Here is a 20,980-nt window from a genome sequence, read left to right as displayed (position 1 = left end):
TTTATGTTATAATTGTTGGTTGACGAAGACCCGTATATTCGGTCAATTTTAAAATTTCTTTTGATATATAATCCAGTTCATGTAAAATATACGCAGATTGTATAGAATAATCTCGATAATTTTTTATGTATTGTTCCAGATAAATCCTAAGCGTTGCTCCTTCCGTTCCTGTACCAGATAAACGCATAACAATTCGTCCACCCTGATCAAGAATTAATCTAAATCCTTGATGATAAACTATAAATCCATCAATTGGATCTTGGTAAGAAAAATTATCAATTTTAATAATTGTTCGACTATGTATAGTTTTATTAATAAATTTATGCATATTTTCAGCAAAACCATTCATCATTTTATCTGCTATATTTTTATCTAAATTTTCATAATCATAACGTGCATAAAAATGTCTACCAAATTTATGCCAATGATCAGATACAATTTTATTAACTGGTTCCCTTTTTATAGCGATAAGATTAAGCCAAAATAATATTGCCCATAATCCATCTTTTTCTCGTATATGATTAGAACCAGATCCTGCACTTTCTTCACCACATAATGTAATTAACCCAGCATCAAGTAAATTACCAAAATACTTCCAACCTGTTGGTGTTTCATAACAAGGTATATTTAAAAAATGTGCTACCTGGTCCAAAGCTTGGCTTGTTGGCATTGATCTAGCCACCCCTTTAAGACCATTTTGATAAGCCGGTATCAAATGAGCATGAGCTGCCAAAATAGCTATACTATCACTAGGAATAATAATTTGTGATGGTGCAATAACCATATTACGGTCACCATCCCCATCTGACGCTGCTGCAAAATCTGGATGTTGATCTTGCATCATAAGATCAACTAAGTGCCGTGCGTAAATAGGATTTGGATCAGGATGTATCCCACCAAAATCCTTCTGGGGAATAAAATTTTTAACTGTACCTGAAGACGCCCCTATTCTTTTTTCAAAAATATCTAAAGCATATGGGCCAGTCGCAGCATGCATAGCATCAAAAACAAAATTAAATTTTTTAATAATAAATAAGTCTTGAATAGCTTGAAAATCAAATATCTTTTCCATCAACAAAGCATACTCATATACAGAATCTACAATTTCAATTTCTGTTTCTTCATATGTATGTTTATTAAGGAAACTTAAATCCAAAGAAAAGTCATCAGAAATTCTATATGTTGTGATTTCTTGTGTTCTTTGGTAAATTTTTTCTACTATATTTTCTGGGGCAGGACTTCCATTAGATGTATTGTATTTAATACCAAAATCACCTTTTATACCACCTGGATTATGACTAGCCGATAAAATAACACCACCATCTGCATAATAATGTCTTATTAAATGACTTACAGCAGGCGTAGATAATAAACCATTTTGGCCAATCCATACTTTTTTAAATTTATTTGCACAAACAATTCTTAAAATAATTTTAATTGCTTCATCATTAAAATAGCGTCCATCACCCCCAATAATCCAGGTTTTACCTTTTCCTCCACCTATAATATCAATAATTGATTGAATAAAATTTTCTAAATAATGAGATTGCTGGAACACACTAACCTTTTTACGCAAACCAGATGTCCCTGGTCTTTGATCCATAAAAGGTTGTGTATTAATGTGTTTTATTATCACTTCAAACTCTAAAAATTAATTAAAATTGCTCATTTGTTGCAAAAAAGTAACAATTGGGGTTCTGAAAATATAACAAACCTTTAAGCATCATAACAAACTTCTAATATCCTTGTATAGTTTCGCTGCATTGCAATGTTAACCCATATTAAATGATCCGTTAATTAAAATTAAATATGTTTAAAAATCTTATTCGACTATTTAGTGCCTATACTAGTATTTTCAAAATATTTTTTGCAGCAGGCTTTCTACAACCTATTACAGTTTTAATATGTCTTGTTTTGGCGGGACTATTCGAAAGTATTGGATTAATGAGCTTGCTCCCTTCTATTGTTATTGCCAGTGGCCAAACGAGCAGTGATCCATCATCAATAGAAAAAATGACCACACAAATCTTTATGTGGTTAGGTATACCTTTAGAAATTGAAATTTTATTAGGTATATTCGTTTTAGGGATAGTGCTTAAATCTATTCTAACAATGATTACCCTTAATTATGTGGGATATACAGTTGCCTCAGTCGCAACCAATTTGCGCCTTTCTCTTATTGATTGTCTTTTAAACGCAAAATGGTCTTATTACTCTAGACAACCTATTGGTAGGTTTGCCAACGCCATAGGTGGGGAAGCTGGTCGTGCTTCTGAAGCTTATAGCTCAGCAGCCTCTGTGATGAATATGCTTATTCAAACAATTATATATGCTTTACTTGCTTTAGCTGTCTCATGGAAGTTAGCCCTCACTTCATTATTAATTGGTGGGATAATTTCTTTATCCTTGGTGAAGTTAACCCAACTTACAAGAGAAGCTGGACGTAAACAAACCAAAAAAACTCGCAGTTTAGTTACAAAACTTACAGATTTTCTAGTTGGCATTAAAGCTATTAAAGCTATGGCCAAACATATACGTTTAGGACAACTTTTTTCAGCTGATACTTATTCCCTTAATAAATCGCTGCGTCATCAAGTTTTGTATAAATATGCAACCAAAAATATTCAAGAACCGCTTACAGCTCTTTTCTTGGCCTTATTTTTTTATGGTGCAGCAAAATTATGGCAAATACCTTTAACTGAACTAATTGTTATGGGAATTATAATGTCCAAAACAATTAACACATTTGGTAAAATTCAACAGTCACTACAATTAGCATCTGCCTCAGAAAGTGCTTATTGGTCTATGCAGAAAGTTATTAAAGAAGCCAAATCACAGATAGAGATTAATAGTGGAAAATATCTACCTAAACTTGAAGAGAGTTTAAAATTTAACAATGTATCCTTTTCTTACGGACCTAAAAAAGTATTACATGAAATTTCCCTTATGATTCCAGCTGGAAAAATTACCGCCATTACAGGGGTATCAGGGGCAGGAAAAACAACGATTGCAGATTTACTTTTAGGGTTTCATTTACCAGAATCTGGACAAGTTTTAATTGATGACACCCCTTTAGATTTAATTAATTTACATGCCTGGCGTTCTATGATTGGTTATGTACCTCAAGAAGTAATTTTATTCCATGATAGCATCATCAATAATATAACCTTAGGAGAATCAAAATTCACACGTCATGAAGTAGAAGAAGCAATTAAAGCTGCCGGCGTTTGGGATTACGTTTATAATTCACCCGAAGGCCTAGATACTATCGTTGGAGAGAGAGGCACCCTAATGTCTGGGGGACAAAGACAAAGAATTGCCATTGCCAGAGCTTTGGTTCACAAACCTAAACTTCTTATTCTGGATGAAGCAACCAGTGCTTTAGATCCAGAAACAGAAGCATCAATTTGCAAAAATATTCGTGCGTTATCAGGTGATTTCACCATCTTGGCTATTACGCATCAACCGGCGTGGGTCCAAACTTCTGACGTCGTCTATCACGTTGCCCAGCAACAAGTTACAGAAATTAAAAGAAAATAAAGTTTTAATTATTTAATTTTATCAATAAATTAACTTTTCCAATATCTTATATAAGGTCAATAAAATGAATTCACAAAATGGACACATTTTATTACTAGCTGGTACGGAGCAAGCGCGTTTAATTGCCAATTTTATATTCAATGACCTAAACTATAAAAATTGTACTATTTCTTTTGCAGGTGCTACTCAATTTACAAGATCTTTAAGTCTGGATCCTGTATTTTATTCACAAAATAATATTAATATTGGTGGGTTTGGTGGTATCCAGGGATTAGAGAATTTTTTAAAATCTTATAAAACAAAATTAATTATTGATGCAACCCATCCTTTTGCGCAGCAAATTAAAAATCATGCCACAGAAGCTTCAAAAAAACTTAAGATTCAACTTGTACGTTTTGAAAGAGAAGCTTGGACAAAACAAAAAGATGACCAATGGTTAGAATGCCATTCGATTGAAGAAGCTATTAATCTTGTAAGAAATCAACCCGAAACACATATATTTTTGACAATTGGTAAACGATTTATTTCTGATTTTAATACTATTTCTAATAAATCTTTTTTGGTCAGAACTATAGATCCATATTGTCAATTCATAAAATTTAAAAACTGTACTTTTATCACCGGTTTTCCACCCTTTGCATTAATTGCTGAAAAAGAATTGATGTCTCAATACAAAATTGAAACTTTAGTAACTAAAAATAGTGGCGGACAAGCTAGCTATAATAAAATTATAGCTGCAAGAGAATTAGGAATTAAAGTTATTATGATTAGCCAACCTAAAGTGATACCAAATAATACATGTTTCTTATCAGTCCTCGAAATTATTTCTTGGCTTAAAAAAAATTTCTTTAAGATATAGATTTTTTAGCTGGTCTTAAGAGATGTTGATGGGTTGGATCATAAAGTTTGCTATCAGTAAATTGTTGGTCATCTGATAAAACCCATCCTACAAGAATAAGAGCTGTACGGGTTAATTTATGTGGTTTTAATTTTTCAAGAATCGTTTCTAAAGTAGCTTGAACAATTAATTGATCAGGCCAACTTACCCTATAACAAATAACAATTGGACATGTTTCACCATACAGCGGCTTTAATGTTTTAATAATCGATTTAATATTTTTAATCGATAAATAAATTGCCAATGTTGCGCAAGATTGAGCAAGTTTTTTTAAATCTTCCTTTTCAGGCATAGACGAAGCTACGCCATTTGTACGGGTTAGAATAATAGTCTGACTAATAGAAGGTAAAGTCAGTTCTTTTTTTAAAACTGCCGCCGCCGCTGTAAAAGATGAAACACCAGGTATAATTTCATAATCAATTTTTAAATTATCTAAACAACGCATCTGTTCAGCTATAGCCCCATAAATCGATGGATCACCTGAATGCAAGCGTGCAACATCTTGATCTGTTTTTTTTGCTTCTCCAATATGTTGAATAATTTCCTCTAGTGTTAAAGATGCCGTATCAATAATTTTGGCATTATCTAAAGCATATGATAAAACTTCAACTGGAACTAGTGATCCTGCATATAAAATAACAGGACATTTCTCAATCAAATTTTTGGCACGTAAAGTTATTAGATCTGCCGCACCTGGGCCCGCACCAATAAAATATACTTTCATAATTTATATCCTCTTGGTGTATAAATCCAAAAATTGCCATCTTTCTTTTCAAATTTACGCGTCTGGCTATTGCCAATTATAACTAAAGAAAACATATCTATATCTTGAAAATTAATTTCTTGTAGATTTGTGTACATAAGCTTTTCTTCAGCTCTACCAACAGACTGACCTATAATTACAGGGGTTAAGGGGTCACGAAATCGATTTATGATACGACACGCTTCTTGAAGTTGCCAATCACGTTGACGTGATGTTGGATTATAAAATGCAATCACAAAATCTGCTTGTGCAGCAGCTGTAATCCTTTTTTCAATTATCCCCCATGGGGTTAAAAGATCAGAAAGAGATACAGCACAGAAATCATGACCTAATGGTGCGCCAAAACGTGCAGAAACTGCATGCATGGCAGATATACCAGGAATTATTTGAACATAGATCCTTGACCATTCAGTTGATTGTGATTTATCTAAACATTCAAAAACAAGACTTGCCATTGCATAAATACCAGGATCACCCGAACAAACTAAAGCAACTTTGCTTCCCTGGCTTGCTAAATCTAATGCTTTTTCAACACGCTCTTGCTCTTGACCTAATGCAAAAAGATGTATCTTTTGATTATGAATTATATTTTCAATAAGCTTAATATATCCTTCATATCCAACAATATGTTCAGTTTGTAAAAGTATTTTTTCTGCTTCATTTGTTCGCATACCAAAAGATCCGGGTCCCAACCCCACAACAGATAATGTACCTCTTGCCTGACCAATTTTATCAGCAGCAATAATTTTGTTACTTCTTGCAATTGCACAAGTAGCACGATTTGATTTTTGTTTTTCAACAATTAACTGCCCATCTTCTCCAACTGCTGCTAAAGCAGCTGATTCAGCCACCCCCCAAACACCTATACTATCAAAGACCGTTTGAGATGGATTTATCAATCTATCTTTTTGTTTATTAAGTTCATCTTTATTAAAAAATCTTAAAGGTATAGAAAATTTTTTTGCAAGTTCATGAAAAGCAGGCTCAATCATTTTAATACCTATTGAACATAAACACGCAACAGAACATATAGATAAATTAGCTTTCGATAAGGTTGATAAAACTAATTCTTCTAATTCTGTAAAATCGGTAAAGCGTTCACATCCAATACCTATAGCTAAAGTGGCTGGATGTATAGATAAAGTTTTATAATCATGTATTATTTTTTCTGTTAAACAAATTTTAATATTGGCATCCTTATCTATAGTTAATTTTTCAGACAACCAAGAATGATCCACCTTTGTATCTATATTAAGATTAACTGATTGTTGCTCCAACAATAAAGCTGTTGCTTCTTTCATAGTTTGTTGATTATCAAATTTCCAACCCCAAGGTAAATCATCCAATGAAAATCCTAGTAATTGATCGCTTGCTGTTGTTATGCATGGATGTGCATTAATTATTCTACTGATATCCTGTGTAAGCTTGTTAGCACCTTTATGTCCACCCAATAAAGGTATAACTATTGTCCCATGATGATCAATTGCCAAGACCGGAGGTTCTTTCTCTTTATTATGTAAAACATTTGCTAAACTACGTATTAAAATACCGGCGGCACAAATACCAACTATTGGCTGTCTTTGTTTAAAAATATGACATAAATGCGAATTGACATCATCAAAAACTATATCTTTCTTATCATCATAATTTTTAACTGATTTATACACATGAATAATGGTATCTTTCAATGAATTTTGAATTCGTTTTGCTAAATCATAAGATGAAGAAGTAAAAACAATAAGCGCAATCATAATTAATTTTCAATAAATATATTGTCTAAATTTGGAATTAAAATTAAAGAAAAATAAGGTATATTTTCTTTATCAACCTGATTTAAAGGTAAAATGCTCATATTAGGTGAAGTCGCATATTCTACATACATGGCTTTTTGATCCAGATCCATATCTCTTAAAATATTGAACAATTTGGGAAAATGCCGACCAATTTTAATAAATACAACGGATTCAGCCGTTTTTATTTTTTCTCTAAGTATCACATCCGGTAAAATTGCAGGCAAAACCAAAAAACTATTTGTACCAAATACCATAGGGATTTTTGCTGCACTGGATGACGATAATACAGATGATATACCAGGAACAATTTCAATATTAATATAATCTTTTAGAATCATATATAAATAAATAAATGATCCATAAAAAAATGGATCACCTTCACATATAATAGCTATTGAATGTTTTTTATTTATATAATCTACTATTTGTGCCGAAAAATCTGTATAAATTTTTTTTCTTTCAGTTTCTTGTTGGTGAAGTGGTAAATCAAAAAAAATCTTTTTTTGTTTATCTGATATAAAAGATTGGACTATATTATAAGCCATAGTTTGATTTGAATTTGTTTGTGGAAAAATTAATATATCTACTTTTTGAATAATTTTTAAAGCTTTAATAGTTAATAATTCTGGATCACCTGGCCCAACCCCAATTCCCCAAACCTGTGTCATGTTTTTATAACCGTTAATTGTGTAACGGGCATTGATTTACGCCATACTGTTAATTCTCCTAGTAAGTCAGGTTGTTCAATTGATATTTTACTTAATTTACCACCTAAATTTTTATATATTTTTAAAATTTCTTGTTCACTTTCTATGGTTACTGTATTAATTACTAAGCGTCCTGATTTTTTTAAAGCTTGCCAACATATATCGATCATATTTTTTTCTAATAAACCACCGCCAATAAATATGGCATCTGGTTTTTCTAAATTATTTAAAATTTCAGGTGCTGTTCCAGATAAAATATCTATATTAGATAATCCAAAGCTATCGGAATTTTCTTTTATAAATTGACATCTTTTTTCATTTTTTTCTATTGCATAAGATTTCATTGTTGAATGATAACGCGCCCACTCAATTGAAATCGAACCGCACCCTGCCCCAATATCCCATAAAGTTTGATTGGGCATTGGCATTAAGGCCGACAAAGTTAAAGTTCTAATTTTATATTTTGTTAACTGCCCATCGTGATGAAAAACATCATCAGGTAATCCAATCGTCAAGGGCATTAAAGAATTTACCTCACCTTCACTACATTCAATAGCAATGGTGTTAAAATCTGAACAATCTAAAAAATTATTATTTTTTGCTAAACCTTCTATATATTTTTCAGATAAACTATTCATATCTGAAAAAACTATCATTTTGCTTGATCCATAACCGCGCTCAGTTAACAAATTTGCTATTTTTGAAGGGGTAGTTTGATCATGACTTAAAAGTATTAGACGTTGATGAGGAGCAAGAAAATTAACTAATTGATTAATAGGCCTACCATGCATTGTTATACAAACTGTTGTTGAAATAGACCAACCCAACCTTGCACACACAAGCGAGAAAGCCGATATACCTGGTATAATAGACATTTCATGGGGCAAAAATCTTTTGCTTAAACTTACCCCTACACCAAACCACATAGGATCGCCTGTTGCTAACACAACAACCTTTTTTCCCCTTACCTTTTCTAGAGCATCTAAAGTTCTTTTAAGCGGCCTGCGCCAAATCCAACGTTCTGTTTTTAATTCCGGAAAATAATCATGATATTTTTGAGCAGCCACTACTATTTCTGCATGGTGAAGAGCATGCTGGGCATCCGCTGATAAAGTACCTATCCCTTTTTGATTTAATCCAATAATTGTAAGCCATGGATTCATTATGTACAAAACTCAATTAATAAAGAATTTAAAACCGCACTTGCCATCGCACTTCCCCCCAACCTTCCTTTTAAAGTAATAAAAGGTATATCCGCATTCATATCAATAAGTGCTTGCTTGGATTCGATTGCCCCTACGAAACCAACGGGAAAAGCACATATTAAGCCAGGCTTAATCAAACCTTGATATATCTTTTCTAGTAAACGAAATAATGCTGTAGGAGCATTACCAATTACAATAATAGAATTTTGTAAATCTTTACCATCATTCCAAAAATCAACGGCAGCAGCAGCTTTGGTCGTATGATTATTTTTTGAATGTTCTAGTATTTTATCCTCATTAATAAAACACTTAATTTCACAAAATTCTGGAACATTTTTCTTTATAATACCTTGTGTAACCATATATGTATCACAAAAAATATTACATGGTTTTTGTAATATGGATTTTGCTTTTTCAATAAAACCATCTGTTAAAACAAGATTATGTACAATTTCTGTTATACCACAGGCATGGATTAAACGTATGACAAGAGGTTGTACATCCGAAGAAAATTTATCAAGACAAGCTTCTTTTGTGATGATGTCAAAACTTTTTTTATAAATTTCTTCTGGATTTTTAATATAATCAAAAATCATTTTAATTATTTTTTGGGACCATGGGTATGATGAACATGAAAGTGTTCATGATTGTGGTGGTGGTCGTGGTTATGATGATGATCATGACCTATACCTTCTACATGATGATGATGGCCCACTTGCGGGGTACCTACCTCATGTTCAAAACCAATTACCTGTTCCCGGTATTTACATAAGGAACAATTCATTAAATTGTGACCTTCGATTATTTCTTGGATACGATCTATAAAAGTTTCTAATACCAATGGATGATTATTAAGATAGGGTGCTTTAACAAAATCAATTTCTGGATAATGGTGACTAATCTCATCAACAGCTTGATAAATTCTTTTAACTAAAACACCTGTAAATAAAAAATATGGGAAAACAATAATCCGTTGATAACCAAGAGATACAATGCGTTTTAAAGCATCCCCAATAAGAGGATAGGTAACCCCACTATATGCTGTTTCTGCCCATCCAAACTGCATACCTTCCCATAACATACGGGTAATTTTGCTAACATTAGAATTCGCATCAGGGTCCGATGTGCCACGGCCAACAACTAATAACAAAGTATTTTGACGATCAATTTTTTTTGTTGAACAATTTTCTGCCTCTGTAATTCTTTCGGACGATACTTTTAATAATTTTAAGGTAACTGCAAGTTCACGCGCATAATCAATTGTAAGATTAGAATTTAAATGTTTATAGTTATTTAAAACAGAAGGTATATCATTTTTTGCATGCCCTGCTGCAAATAACATGGCAGGAATAGCCAAAATTCTTTTGACCCCCTTTTCTTTTAAAACATCCAAACCTTCTTTAATAATAGGTTTTGCAAATTCTAAAAAACCGCTCGCCACATGATAGGATGTAAGTTTAGGTTTAAGATCTGAAACAAGTTGGTTAAATTCATGAATTGCTTCAATATCTCTGCTACCGTGACCACAAATCATTATACCAAGCTTTGTCATATTTAATCTCTTCTAGTCATAAAAATCTAATCCATGTAATATAAAATTATGTTAGATTATTTTACCTATAATCCTTTTATTATCATTGGCTTTGCTATTATTTTTGATAGTATAATTGGTGATCCTTCTTATCTCTATAAAAAAATAAAGCATCCTGTTGCCTTATTTGGATCTATCATCAACATTTTTGACCGTTTTGCCAATAAAAAAAAATATTCCAATAAACATCGAAAAATAAATGGCTGTTTTACAATAATTTTTCTTATATGTTTTATATATGGCTTTACATACTTAATAGAAAATTTAATTTCTATCCTACCTTTTGGATGGGTTTTAATTAGTTTGCTTATAAGCATATTTATTGCCCAAAAAAGTCTTTACCAACATGTGACACTCATTAAAAATTATTTAATCAATAATGATATCATTAATGCGCAAAAGGCTTTATCACATATAGTTGGTAGAGATACACAAAAACTCTCCTCTCCCGACATTATAAGAGCAACCTTAGAATCTTTAGCCGAAAGTTTTTGTGATGGTGTTATAGCTCCTATATTTTGGGGATTAGTTTTGGGATTACCTGGTGTAATAACCTATAAATTAATCAATACAGCGGATAGTATGATTGGTCATTTATCTGATGAGTATAAATATTTTGGTTGGGCTTCGGCAAAAATAGATGATTGTGTTAATTGGCTACCTGCACGGATAGCGGGAATATTTTTATCATTAGCTTCTTTAATATTTTCTTGGCAAGCTTGTAAAAAAGCTTTTTCAATTATGATAACACAAGCAAAAAATCATCTTTCACCTAATGCAGGATGGACAGAATCTGCTATGGCAGGGGGATTAGATATTGCTCTTGGAGGTCCACGTTTTTATAATGGAAAAATTACAGAACTGTCATGGTTCAATTTCAATGGTGATAAAAATCCAATTGTAGATACCTTAAAAAAAGGCATAAATATTTATCTAATAGGATGTTTTATTAATTTTTTATTTATTTTTATAGTATGTTTAATATATTTGCTAAATTAACGAGCTATCTTTAAAATTGCACTAATATCCAAAACCTCCTCTAGGATAATGGTCCAATCATCTAAAATATTATTTATATTTTCTTGATATTTTAATGTTCCTTGAAAATCACTTTTAATTCTTTTAAGAAATGATTGCCGAAAATTATCTTGGGCAAATAATCCATGCCAATAACATCCAAAAATTTTTTTATCTTTTGATGAAAATCCAATTTCCTGTCCATCCATTAAAGTAATCATTGACGGTAAAGATTCTAAACTTTTTGTCTCTCCATTATGAATTTCATATCCAGAAATTTCTTCCATACTTCCAACAATAAACCCATTATTTCTTTTAAGAATTTTATTTTCTTTAAATATGGTTTCTAAAGGTAATAACCCAATCCCTTCAAAGCTACCTTGGACACCTTCTATACCGTTAGGATCATGTAAGATTGACCCTAACATTTGATACCCCCCACATATTCCTAATATATTGCCACCTTGACGTTGATAGGCCTTTAAATCAATATCCCATCCCTGTTCAATAATAAATTGTAAATCTAAAATCGTTGCCTTTGAACCTGGTATGATAATCATATCAACATCCATAGGTAATGGAGATTTAGGTTGAACAAAAAAAAGATCAACTTCTGCTTCCATACGCAAAGGATCAAGATCATCAAAATTAGAAATTTTTGGTAAAGGTAAAACAGCAATTTTAATTTTTTGATCTTTTTTTTCTGAATTATAATAAAGGTTTTTTAATGATAAACTATCTTCGGCAGGTAAGTTCTTTAATTTTGGGAAATAAGGAATAATTCCAAGACATGGTAATTTTGTATAATTTTTTATAATTTGTATACCGTTTTCAAATAATTTTTGATCTCCACAAAATTTATTAATAATATATCCCTTAATTCTTTTCTTTTCTTGTTCTGCTAAAATGGTATAAGTCCCAACCACATTTGCTATGGCCCCACCTCTTTCAATATCAACAATTAAAATAACCGGTAAATCTGCAGCTTCAGCAAATCCCATATTTGCAATATCACCTTCTCTTAAATTTACTTCGGCTGGGCTACCTGCACCTTCGACAAGCATTAGGTCCGATCCATTTTTTAATTTATCAAAACTTTCTAAAACAAAAGGCATTAAAGTAGATTTCATTAATTGATATTGGCTGGCCTTTATTATATTCCATAATTTTCCTTGAAGAATTATCTGAGAATAGGAATTTCCTTGAGGTTTCAAAAGTACTGGGTTCATATGAATACTAGGATCAATATTACATGCCCAAGCTTGTAAAGCCTGGGCGCGCCCAATTTCGCCCCCATCTATAGTTACAGCTGCATTATTAGACATATTTTGTGGTTTAAAAGGTCTGACTTTTAAACCACGTTTGGTAAATAAACGGCAAAGACCCGCAGTAATAAGCGATTTGCCCACATCCGATCCTGTACCTTGGATCATCAAAGCCGACATAAGCTAAAACTCTATTCCGGGTTGAGCTTTTACATTATTACGGAAATGATGTTTAATCATTGTCATGTCTGTAACTAAATCAGCTTTTTCGATCAATTCATCTTTTGCATTACGACCAGTTAACACAATATGTAAATCCGTCCTTTTTTTGTTTAAAACGTCTAATACTTGTTTAATATCAAGATAATCATAACGCAGCGCAATATTAATCTCATCCAAAATAATTAATTTAAACGATTGATCTTCAATCATGTCTTTAGCTACATTCCATGCTACTTTTGCCATTTCAATATCACGAGCACGATCTTGGGTATTCCAGGTAAATCCTTCACCCATCGTACGAATAATTACTTGATCAGGGAATTTCTCTAAAAAGTATTTCTCACCTGTTTCCCAAGCACCTTTAATAAATTGAACAATACCAACTTTAAATCCATGACCCAGCGCACGCATAACTAACCCAAAAGCAGCTGTTGATTTACCTTTTCCTTTGCCCGTGTGAACAATAATTAAACCTTTTTCCAAAGTTTTTGTTTCCATTATTTTTTGCCTCGCTTCTTGACGCTTGGCAGATTTTTGATCTGCAGCCTTATTGAAATCAATTATATCGTTCATCAATTTTTCCTTTAACTAATGATTGTAAATGTTCATAAGTCGAATTTGATTTGGCGTGCCATAATCCCCGGACTTGTGCTTCAATAAGCCGTTCTGCAATTTCTTGAGCTGCATTAATATTTTTTTCAATTAAAAAATCTAAAACCTCTTGTTGACATATATATGCATCATAAACTAAATCAAAATGATAATGATTTACACAATTTGTTGTTGCCGCAAAAGCAAATAAATAGTCAACAGTTGCCGCAATTTCTGCGGCACCTTTATATCCATGTTGCATAACAGATTTAATCCATTTAGGGTTAACGACACGTGCACGTACTACTTTTGATATTTCATCTTGTAAATTTCTAATTTGTAAATTTTCTGGTTGGGAATGGTCATTATGCCAAATAGGGATATCTTTTCCCTTCAGATGATATACAGCAGACGCAAGCCCACCTTCAAATTGATAATAATCATCACTATCAAGAATATCATGTTCACGATTATCTTGATTATGTAAAATAGCATCCAAATGTGAAATACGCTTTTCAAAAATCTGATGTTCGGCTGTACCTTGAGTTTTTATTCCGTAAGCATAGCCACCCCAAGCTACATAGGCTTTAGCTAAATCACTTCTATCCCGCCAACCTCTTTCATCGATAAGAGCTTGCAATCCAGCCCCATAAGCCCCAGGTTTTGATCCAAAAATTCTGTAAGTTGATTTTCTAATCGCAATATCTTCTGAATATCCATTTTTAATTAATTCCATTTTATGTTGATGAACCATTGCTTTTAACGGATTATCATTGTCTGGTTCTTCTAAAGACGCTACTGCTTGAATGGCTTGATCTAATAATTCTACCTGGGCTGGAAAAGCATCCCGGAAAAAACCAGAAATACGAATGGTTATATCTACGCGTGGGCGATCCAAAACCGTCAAAGGTAAAATTTCAAAACCATCTACCCTACCTGATCCTTCTTCCCAATTAGGCTTCACACCTAATAAAGCAAGAATTTGCGCAATATCTTCGCCACCTGTACGCATATTGGATGTACCCCATATACTAAGGGCAAGATTTTTAGGCCAACTGCCATGAATTTGACGATGTTTTTCCAATATTAAATTAGCCGATTCCCACCCTAATGCCCATGCTGTTGGGGTTGGAACACTTCTTGTATCAACTGAATAAAAATTACGCCCCGTTGGTAATACATCAAGTCTTCCTCGTGTAGGTGCGCCAGAAGGTCCAGGTTCAACAAAATATCCATTTAACCCTTTTATCAAATTTCCTATTTCTAGCTTTATACTTTGCTGAATTTTGGGTAATAATTGATGGTCAATATAAGCTAAAACCTTTTTAGTCATATCCCAATCTGGAAGCATCTCGTGTTTTTTAGTTATTATTTTTTTTGCTAAAATTTCAAGTCTTTCTAATGTATCACCATGGGTACGCCAAGAGGCTTCAGTAAGATTTTGAAGCACATTGTTTTTTTCTTCTTGCCATGGTTTTTTAAAATCAACTTTTAAAGGGTCAAATACTGTTGGAAGAATTTTTAAATCGCAAGCTAAAGCCCGTAAAATTGATTGATCTTGATCAATACCTTTTTGCCTTGGCAATTTTACTAGCGCAAAAATAAAATCAACTAGTTTATCTGAAGACGGATATGTACCTAAAATATGCAACCCATTTCGTATTTGCATTTCTTTCAATTCGCATAAATAGTTATCAATTTTTTCCAAAGATTTTTGATTAGTATCATGAATATCAATATTACATTCTTGATAAATATTATGTGATTGAACAAATTCAAAAATTTTCTTTTCTAAATAGGCGCACCTTTTTGGATCAATTTCACTTGCCTGATAATATTCATCAATTAGATTTTCAAGTTGGTTTAATATCCCATAACTGTCAGCCTGGGTTAAGGGTGGTGTTAAATGATCAATAATGACTGCTGCCGTGCGTCTTTTTGCCTGGCTCCCTTCACCAGGATCATTAACTATAAAAGGATAAAAATGTGGTATTGGCCCCATAATTGCTTCAGGAAAACAATCCTCTGATAAAGCTAGGGCTTTACCCGGTAACCATTCAAGATTCCCATGTTTGCCCATATGTACAATAGCATGAACCCCGAATTCAAATCTAAGCCACGCATAAAATGCTACATATCCATGGGGTGGGGACAAATCCGGATCATGATAAGTTTTAACAGGGTCAATATTATATCCTCTTGCAGGTTGTATCCCTATAGCAATATTATTTAATAAATAAATAGGTAATTCAAAAAAGTCATGTTTGACAAAAGGATCTTTATGCGGGTGTCCCCATTTATCTGTAATCATCTTTTGTACTTTAAAAGATAATTGAGAGAAGAAAAACAAATATTTTTCCATAGATAATTTAACTGAAACATGGATGTCATTTAATTTTTTATGATTATTTGTAGGACCTGCTAATATTAAATCCATTAAATCTTTATTTGTTAAAGATAAAATATCTAAATTATAACCTTCTTCTTTTAAAACTTTTAAAAGAACTATCACACTTTCAGGTGTATCAAGACCAACACCATTGGCAAGACGTCCATCTTTGTTAGGATAGTTAGCTAAAATTAAAGCAAGACGTTTATTTTCATTTGATGTGTTTTTTAATTTCAACCAACCTTCTACAATCTGGCCAATAAACTGTATTCGGTTAATGATTGGTTTATAAAGTGTAATATAACATTGTGTTAGATCATCATAATATTTTTGAATTTTAAATGACACAGCCCGTGTCAAAATTCTTCCATCAATTTCAGGCAAAGCAACATACATGGCCACATCACGTGGTGATAATCCATTTGCTTGAGCTAACCATTTTTCTTCATCTGTACTTGCTGTAATAAGTTGGAAAACAGGACATTTAAAATTTGAAAATGGCCTTGCGCAAAAATCATGACCTGGTTTAGATATAGAAAACGCTGTCATGTTTAAAATAAAAGATGGTGGATAAAGTGAAAAATATTCTTCAATTGTATCAATAATTTCTGGATCTTTGAGAGTCGTTACATAAATAGGTAAAGCGATAATTCCCTTTTTTTCCAGTTCTTCAATTATTTTATGAATAACTTCAAGATTATTACTTTGAATTAATGCACGATAAAATATTACCGGTACAAAAGCTTTATTTTTTTGGAAAAATTGATGTTCATGCAGATTATTTATTTTTAAATCTTCTATATCTGGTCTATACAACCCAACCTTTGCCAATTTTACAGCCTTTTGCCAAGTATATTGATAACCAATTAAAGAAACACAATAATATAAAAAATTTTTCATATTATATAAATTACCGTGAATACAATAATTCCATAAATCTTTATATATATCTAAAGAAATATTAGATAAGTCGATTAACTCTTGATCGAAAACATCATCACCTGGCAACAATATAATTTTTATATTTTTTATAGAACATATATAATGAATACGCTCAATACCATAAGGCCAATAATTTTTACCACCTAAAAGTCTTATAACAATAATTTTTGCATGTTGAATAATCGTGTCTATATAATGATCAATTGAATAAGGATGTTTAAGTTGTAAAATACTAGCCAACCTTAACGTTGGAAATTGATCATGATACAAGGTTTTATAAGCACCCGCTAAACATGCAATTTCTGTATCAGCGCACGAAAGAAAAACAATATCAGCAGGTTTTTGATTTAATTCAATCGCTTCATTATCTTCAATTAAACCTTGTTTTTTGGTTGTTAAAAGATGCATATTTTTAAATTAATGTCTTACATCAAAGTTTGTGTTATTGACGCTTGATCTAAATCATACATGCCTATAATAACCAAATAACCTTTTTTTTCTTCATCCTTTTTCCAATCACGGTCATAATAATGATGAATTCTTTTGCCTACCGCTTGAATAACTAAGCGCATATTTTTATCCGCAACCGCAATAAATCCTTTTATCCTTAAAACATCACTATGTGTAATAATCTTTTCTATCTTTTGTAGAAAATTTTGTAGATCATTAATTACAGGAATTGTAAGACTAAAACTTGCAAAATCTTTATGGTCATGGTTTTCTTCAAAATCATGATGCGATTTTCGTGCATGAATATTTTTTTCTGTTTCAGCGGCAAGACCCAACAATATTTGAGAGTCAATCGCAGCATAAGTAGCCCGCAAAACTTTAACACCGCTTCTTAAATGCGGTGAAATTTTTTTATTAATATCATCTAGCGTTTTATCATTAATTTTATCTATTTTATTCAAAATAACTAAGTCAGCACAAGCAAGTTGGTCTTCAAATAATTCTTCCACAGGATTATCATGGTCAATATTAGGGTCATTTAATTTTTGTTGATCAAGGTTTTCTATATTATCTACAAATCTTCCTTCTGCAATTGCTGGAGCATCCAAAACAGTTATCACACCATCAACTGTCACCTTGTGGCTTATATCTGGCCAATTAAAAGCTTGCACCAATGGTTTAGGTAACGCCAACCCTGATGTTTCGATAATAATATGATCAGGTTTTATTTTCTCTGATAACAATATATTAAGTGTTGGTACAAAATCATCAGCAACAGTACAGCAAATACATCCATTAGATAATTCAATAATTGAATTATCATCACACCCTTCAATGCCACATTCTTTAACTAATTTTCCATCAAATCCTTTATCACCAAATTCATTAATAATAAAAGCCAATTTTTTACCATGGGCTGTTTTCAATAAATTTTGTAATAAAGTCGTTTTACCCGAACCCAAAAAACCTGTTATAATTGTTGCTGGAATTTTATACCCCATCATATCTCCTATTCATCATTTAATAATTGTACCAATACCAGCTACTACCCAATAAACTCTTAGGGCAGCAGCAGCAAGATACTGATTTAATTGCCCAACATATGCACGAAAAGATCTTGCCAATTCATTATCTGGAATAATACTCATACCTACTTCATTAGAAACAATCACAATTGGGATTTTAGTATTTTTCACTATATCAACAAATTTTACAAATTCTTGATCAATTTTTAATTTATGTATCATCAAATTTGATACCCATAAGGTTATACAATCAATTAATATTACCGAATATGCTTTTTCTTCATTCAACATCATCAATTTTTGTGATAGCAATATAGGCTCTTCAATCGTTGTCCAATTTTGATCACGTCGCTGTTTATGTTGATAAATCTTTTCTGTCATTTCTTGATCAAAAGGTTGAGCTGTTGCTAAATACACTTTTGAGGAACAAGAAGATAATAATTGTTCTGCAAATAAACTTTTGCCTGAATTAGCTCCACCCAAAATCAAGGTTAATTTGGCAAGATTAAATGGTTCAGACATTATTTACTTTCTTTATTAAAAAAACTTAATATAGATTAAGAATAATAATATAGATTGCAATAACCAATTAATATTAATTAAATTTTATGCCTATAAAAAAATTACATAAGGAATTGTGTCTGCCCGATCATGGTGGAGACCTAATTTATGCTAAGAATTATTTTGGTGAACCTAACCACCCGTGGGTTGATTTATCTACAGGTATAAATCCAAGATCTTATCCTTTTTCATTTATAAAAAACGAAAAATATCAAAAACTACCCTCCCAAAATGATATAAGTAAATTATTAGAAATTGCTAGAAATTATTATCAGACACCAGATCAAGTTGATATTATAGCTGGACCAGGTTCACAATTTTTTTTACAAACTCTTCCACTTTTTCTTCAAGAATACAAAAACATATCCATTTTAACACCCACTTATAATGAATATGCAAAATGTTGGGGTTCTAAAAATTCAAAGATTACTTATGTAAAAAAGATAACTGAGCTTAAACGGGATCAGCAAATTTTAATTATTTGTAATCCCAACAATCCTAATGGTGCTATTATTGACCATAATGTTATTTTGGACACAGCTCAATTTTTAAAAAAAAATAAAGGTATTCTTATTATTGATGAAGCATTTGTAGATCCAATACCTGAATATAGTATTGTTCCCTTATTACATCATTCCAACATTATTGTTCTTAAATCTTTTGGAAAATTTTTTGGGCTAGCAGGTTTAAGATTAGGATTTATGATTAGTGCCCATCCCGTCATTCAACAAATTAATCACTTTCTTGGACCTTGGCCTATAAGTCATCCCGCTATAGAAATTGGGATAAAAGCTTTTAACGATAAAGTTTGGATTAACAAAACTAAAAACTGGCTTCAAATAACATCAAAAAAAATTCATTCAGTTTTTCAAACCTATAATTTTAAACAATATAAAGGTACGGCCTTATTTACATTTATTAATGATTCTAGAGCTTTTTCTTTGTACCAATGTCTTGGAAAAAAAGGAATTTATACAAGGATTTATAAAGAAAATCCTTCATGGATACGCATAGGGATGCCCTTACCACAAACATTTAAACGTTTAACAAAAGCCCTTTCTTTATGGAATGAGTATTAAATATAAAATGCGCGCCCCACCCCATAGATAATCTACAAAATGGGGAGCATAATCCTTAAACTTTATCTATTTTAAGAGCTACAAAAATATTATTACCTTGGCGGTTTATTAAAAAAAGTACAGAAGATCCTTTATTTTCTTTTACCGTATCGATAAGACGGTTTGCTTCTCTAGGTGATGTGACTTTTGTCTGGCCAATTTGAACAATAATATCACCCACTTGTAATCCTTGTTGGGACGCCACACTACCTCTTTCTATTTTGCTAATTAAAGTACCATCAACAGTTTTAGGAATATTATAACGTTGACCGCCTGCATAGAATTGCTTTGTATAGTAGTGTTGCCATACTAAATTGTGTTTAGATATTGCAGGTAAATAAACTGATCGTGATGTAGCTCGATAGGTATAGACAGGAGCGACCAAGTAATCTGACCCAAACATATATTGGTCTTCAGCTTTATAACATTCACTATCATCACTAAAATCATAAAACATTGGCCGTAGAATAGGAGTTCCATTTTCATGTGAAATATTCAAGTGATATTCAACATAGTCACGTAAAGATTCCCGCAGTAGGATTATATCAATAATTTGACTACTATAATTAAATAACCATATTTCATTGTGACCACCAGAAGATCCACATTCATTGTCTGGTAATGGTGGATGACGATAACCATGCAAACGAAATAGGGGACAGAATGCTCCAAATTGAAACCATCTCAAAATCAACTCTTGAAATTCATTATCGTCTAAACCAACAGGTCTATAACCACCAATATCAGTTGTCCACCAATAAATTCCAGATAAAGCAACATTTTGCGCTACTTTAATCTGTTTTAATAACTCTTCCCATGACGAATCGATGTCACCGCTCCATACTGCTACATTTATTAAATGACTACCTATCCATGCTTGTCTACTTAACATAATTATTTCTT

17 protein-coding genes are annotated in these 20,980 nt (G+C 32.0%); 4 read left to right on the top strand and 13 right to left on the bottom strand.

Annotated elements, in window-relative coordinates:
- Window position 1 precedes the first annotated feature (1 nt).
- Entirely contained in the window at window positions 2-1,636 is a 1,635-nt protein-coding gene (locus K1X44_01355; protein MBX7145936.1) for an alpha-D-glucose phosphate-specific phosphoglucomutase, read from the bottom strand.
- A gap of 173 nt (window positions 1,637-1,809) precedes the next feature.
- On the opposite strand from K1X44_01355, the gene K1X44_01350 reads away from it, so the two are divergent.
- Both K1X44_01350 and cobK read left to right on the top strand, forming a co-directional pair.
- Complete coding sequence (locus tag K1X44_01350; GenBank protein ID MBX7145935.1) at window positions 1,810-3,540, top strand: ABC transporter ATP-binding protein/permease; 1,731 nt, start codon at window positions 1,810-1,812, stop codon at window positions 3,538-3,540.
- 64 nt (window positions 3,541-3,604) lie between these two features.
- Entirely contained in the window at window positions 3,605-4,399 is a 795-nt protein-coding gene (gene cobK / locus K1X44_01345) for a precorrin-6A reductase (protein ID MBX7145934.1), read from the top strand.
- Here cobK and cobM read toward each other — a convergent pair.
- Genes cobM through K1X44_01315 form a run of 6 tightly spaced genes read right to left on the bottom strand, consistent with a single transcriptional unit; the run spans window position 4,389 to window position 10,458 of the window.
- Window positions 4,389-5,162 (bottom strand): precorrin-4 C(11)-methyltransferase, encoded by a 774-nt coding sequence (cobM, locus tag K1X44_01340; protein ID MBX7145933.1) that lies wholly within the window; start codon window positions 5,160-5,162, stop codon window positions 4,389-4,391. The genes cobK and cobM overlap by 11 nt on opposite strands.
- Window positions 5,159-6,952, bottom strand: a complete 1,794-nt coding sequence (gene cobJ, locus K1X44_01335; GenBank protein ID MBX7145932.1) for a precorrin-3B C(17)-methyltransferase — start codon at window positions 6,950-6,952, stop codon at window positions 5,159-5,161. The genes cobM and cobJ overlap by 4 nt, the downstream gene beginning before the upstream one ends.
- A gap of 2 nt (window positions 6,953-6,954) precedes the next feature.
- Window positions 6,955-7,662: a precorrin-2 C(20)-methyltransferase gene (cobI, locus tag K1X44_01330; GenBank protein ID MBX7145931.1), complete on the bottom strand. Its 708-nt coding sequence runs from the start codon at window positions 7,660-7,662 to the stop codon at window positions 6,955-6,957.
- Window positions 7,659-8,864, bottom strand: a complete 1,206-nt coding sequence (gene cbiE, locus K1X44_01325; GenBank protein ID MBX7145930.1) for a precorrin-6y C5,15-methyltransferase (decarboxylating) subunit CbiE — start codon at window positions 8,862-8,864, stop codon at window positions 7,659-7,661. Before cbiE ends, cobI begins: the two co-directional genes overlap by 4 nt.
- Window positions 8,864-9,502 carry a precorrin-8X methylmutase gene (locus K1X44_01320; protein ID MBX7145929.1) on the bottom strand — a complete coding sequence of 213 codons (639 nt, stop codon included), beginning with the start codon at window positions 9,500-9,502 and terminating at the stop codon, window positions 8,864-8,866. The genes cbiE and K1X44_01320 overlap by 1 nt, the downstream gene beginning before the upstream one ends.
- A 5-nt stretch (window positions 9,503-9,507) precedes the next feature.
- Window positions 9,508-10,458, bottom strand: a complete 951-nt coding sequence (locus K1X44_01315; GenBank protein ID MBX7145928.1) for a sirohydrochlorin chelatase — start codon at window positions 10,456-10,458, stop codon at window positions 9,508-9,510.
- A gap of 48 nt (window positions 10,459-10,506) precedes the next feature.
- On the opposite strand from K1X44_01315, the gene cbiB reads away from it, so the two are divergent.
- Complete coding sequence (cbiB, locus tag K1X44_01310) at window positions 10,507-11,496, top strand: adenosylcobinamide-phosphate synthase CbiB (GenBank protein ID MBX7145927.1); 990 nt, start codon at window positions 10,507-10,509, stop codon at window positions 11,494-11,496.
- On the opposite strand, the gene K1X44_01305 is transcribed toward cbiB, so the two are convergent.
- From K1X44_01305 to cobU, 5 genes are read right to left on the bottom strand one after another with little or no spacing between them, the layout of a single operon-like run.
- Window positions 11,493-12,959 (bottom strand): cobyric acid synthase, encoded by a 1,467-nt coding sequence (locus K1X44_01305; GenBank protein MBX7145926.1) that lies wholly within the window; start codon window positions 12,957-12,959, stop codon window positions 11,493-11,495. The two genes, cbiB and K1X44_01305, sit on opposite strands and share 4 nt — an antisense overlap.
- A 3-nt stretch (window positions 12,960-12,962) precedes the next feature.
- Window positions 12,963-13,574, bottom strand: a complete 612-nt coding sequence (cobO, locus tag K1X44_01300) for a cob(I)yrinic acid a,c-diamide adenosyltransferase (protein MBX7145925.1) — start codon at window positions 13,572-13,574, stop codon at window positions 12,963-12,965.
- A complete protein-coding gene (cobN, locus tag K1X44_01295) occupies window positions 13,558-17,331 on the bottom strand; it encodes a cobaltochelatase subunit CobN (protein ID MBX7145924.1) in 3,774 nt (1,257 codons plus the stop codon). Before cobN ends, cobO begins: the two co-directional genes overlap by 17 nt.
- A 17-nt stretch (window positions 17,332-17,348) precedes the next feature.
- Entirely contained in the window at window positions 17,349-18,377 is a 1,029-nt protein-coding gene (cobW, locus tag K1X44_01290; GenBank protein ID MBX7145923.1) for a cobalamin biosynthesis protein CobW, read from the bottom strand.
- Window positions 18,378-18,389: 12 nt separating this feature from the next.
- On the bottom strand, window positions 18,390-18,920 hold the full coding sequence (gene cobU, locus K1X44_01285) for a bifunctional adenosylcobinamide kinase/adenosylcobinamide-phosphate guanylyltransferase (GenBank protein ID MBX7145922.1): 531 nt from the start codon (window positions 18,918-18,920) through the stop codon (window positions 18,390-18,392).
- Window positions 18,921-19,006: 86 nt separating this feature from the next.
- Between cobU and K1X44_01280 the strand changes: the two genes are divergently transcribed.
- Entirely contained in the window at window positions 19,007-20,038 is a 1,032-nt protein-coding gene (locus K1X44_01280) for an aminotransferase class I/II-fold pyridoxal phosphate-dependent enzyme (protein MBX7145921.1), read from the top strand.
- 55 nt (window positions 20,039-20,093) lie between these two features.
- Here the strand turns inward: K1X44_01280 and K1X44_01275 are convergent.
- On the bottom strand, window positions 20,094-20,980 hold an 887-nt coding region (locus tag K1X44_01275; GenBank protein MBX7145920.1), incomplete at its 5' end, for a PDZ domain-containing protein.

It is taken from the genome of Alphaproteobacteria bacterium, from assembly GCA_019695395.1.
GTDB lineage: Bacteria > Pseudomonadota > Alphaproteobacteria > JAEUKQ01 > JAIBAD01 > JAIBAD01.
The sequence above is the reverse complement of the archived record's forward strand: the minus strand, read 5'-3'. Positions and strand labels throughout refer to the sequence as shown.

Coding starts and splice junctions, on each gene's coding strand:
- K1X44_01305 (MBX7145926.1), bottom strand. CDS start 12,959: ATGTCGGCTTTGATGATCCAAGGTACAGGATCGGATGTGGGCAAATCG.
- cbiB (MBX7145927.1), top strand. CDS start 10,507: ATGTTAGATTATTTTACCTATAATCCTTTTATTATCATTGGCTTTGCT.
- cobW (MBX7145923.1), bottom strand. CDS start 18,377: ATGATGGGGTATAAAATTCCAGCAACAATTATAACAGGTTTTTTGGGT.
- K1X44_01320 (MBX7145929.1), bottom strand. CDS start 9,502: ATGATTTTTGATTATATTAAAAATCCAGAAGAAATTTATAAAAAAAGT.
- K1X44_01350 (MBX7145935.1), top strand. CDS start 1,810: ATGTTTAAAAATCTTATTCGACTATTTAGTGCCTATACTAGTATTTTC.
- cobU (MBX7145922.1), bottom strand. CDS start 18,920: ATGTCTGAACCATTTAATCTTGCCAAATTAACCTTGATTTTGGGTGGA.
- cobK (MBX7145934.1), top strand. CDS start 3,605: ATGAATTCACAAAATGGACACATTTTATTACTAGCTGGTACGGAGCAA.
- K1X44_01315 (MBX7145928.1), bottom strand. CDS start 10,458: ATGACAAAGCTTGGTATAATGATTTGTGGTCACGGTAGCAGAGATATT.
- cobI (MBX7145931.1), bottom strand. CDS start 7,662: ATGACACAGGTTTGGGGAATTGGGGTTGGGCCAGGTGATCCAGAATTA.
- K1X44_01280 (MBX7145921.1), top strand. CDS start 19,007: ATGCCTATAAAAAAATTACATAAGGAATTGTGTCTGCCCGATCATGGT.
- cobJ (MBX7145932.1), bottom strand. CDS start 6,952: ATGATTGCGCTTATTGTTTTTACTTCTTCATCTTATGATTTAGCAAAA.
- cobM (MBX7145933.1), bottom strand. CDS start 5,162: ATGAAAGTATATTTTATTGGTGCGGGCCCAGGTGCGGCAGATCTAATA.
- cobN (MBX7145924.1), bottom strand. CDS start 17,331: ATGCATCTTTTAACAACCAAAAAACAAGGTTTAATTGAAGATAATGAA.
- cobO (MBX7145925.1), bottom strand. CDS start 13,574: ATGAACGATATAATTGATTTCAATAAGGCTGCAGATCAAAAATCTGCC.
- cbiE (MBX7145930.1), bottom strand. CDS start 8,864: ATGAATCCATGGCTTACAATTATTGGATTAAATCAAAAAGGGATAGGT.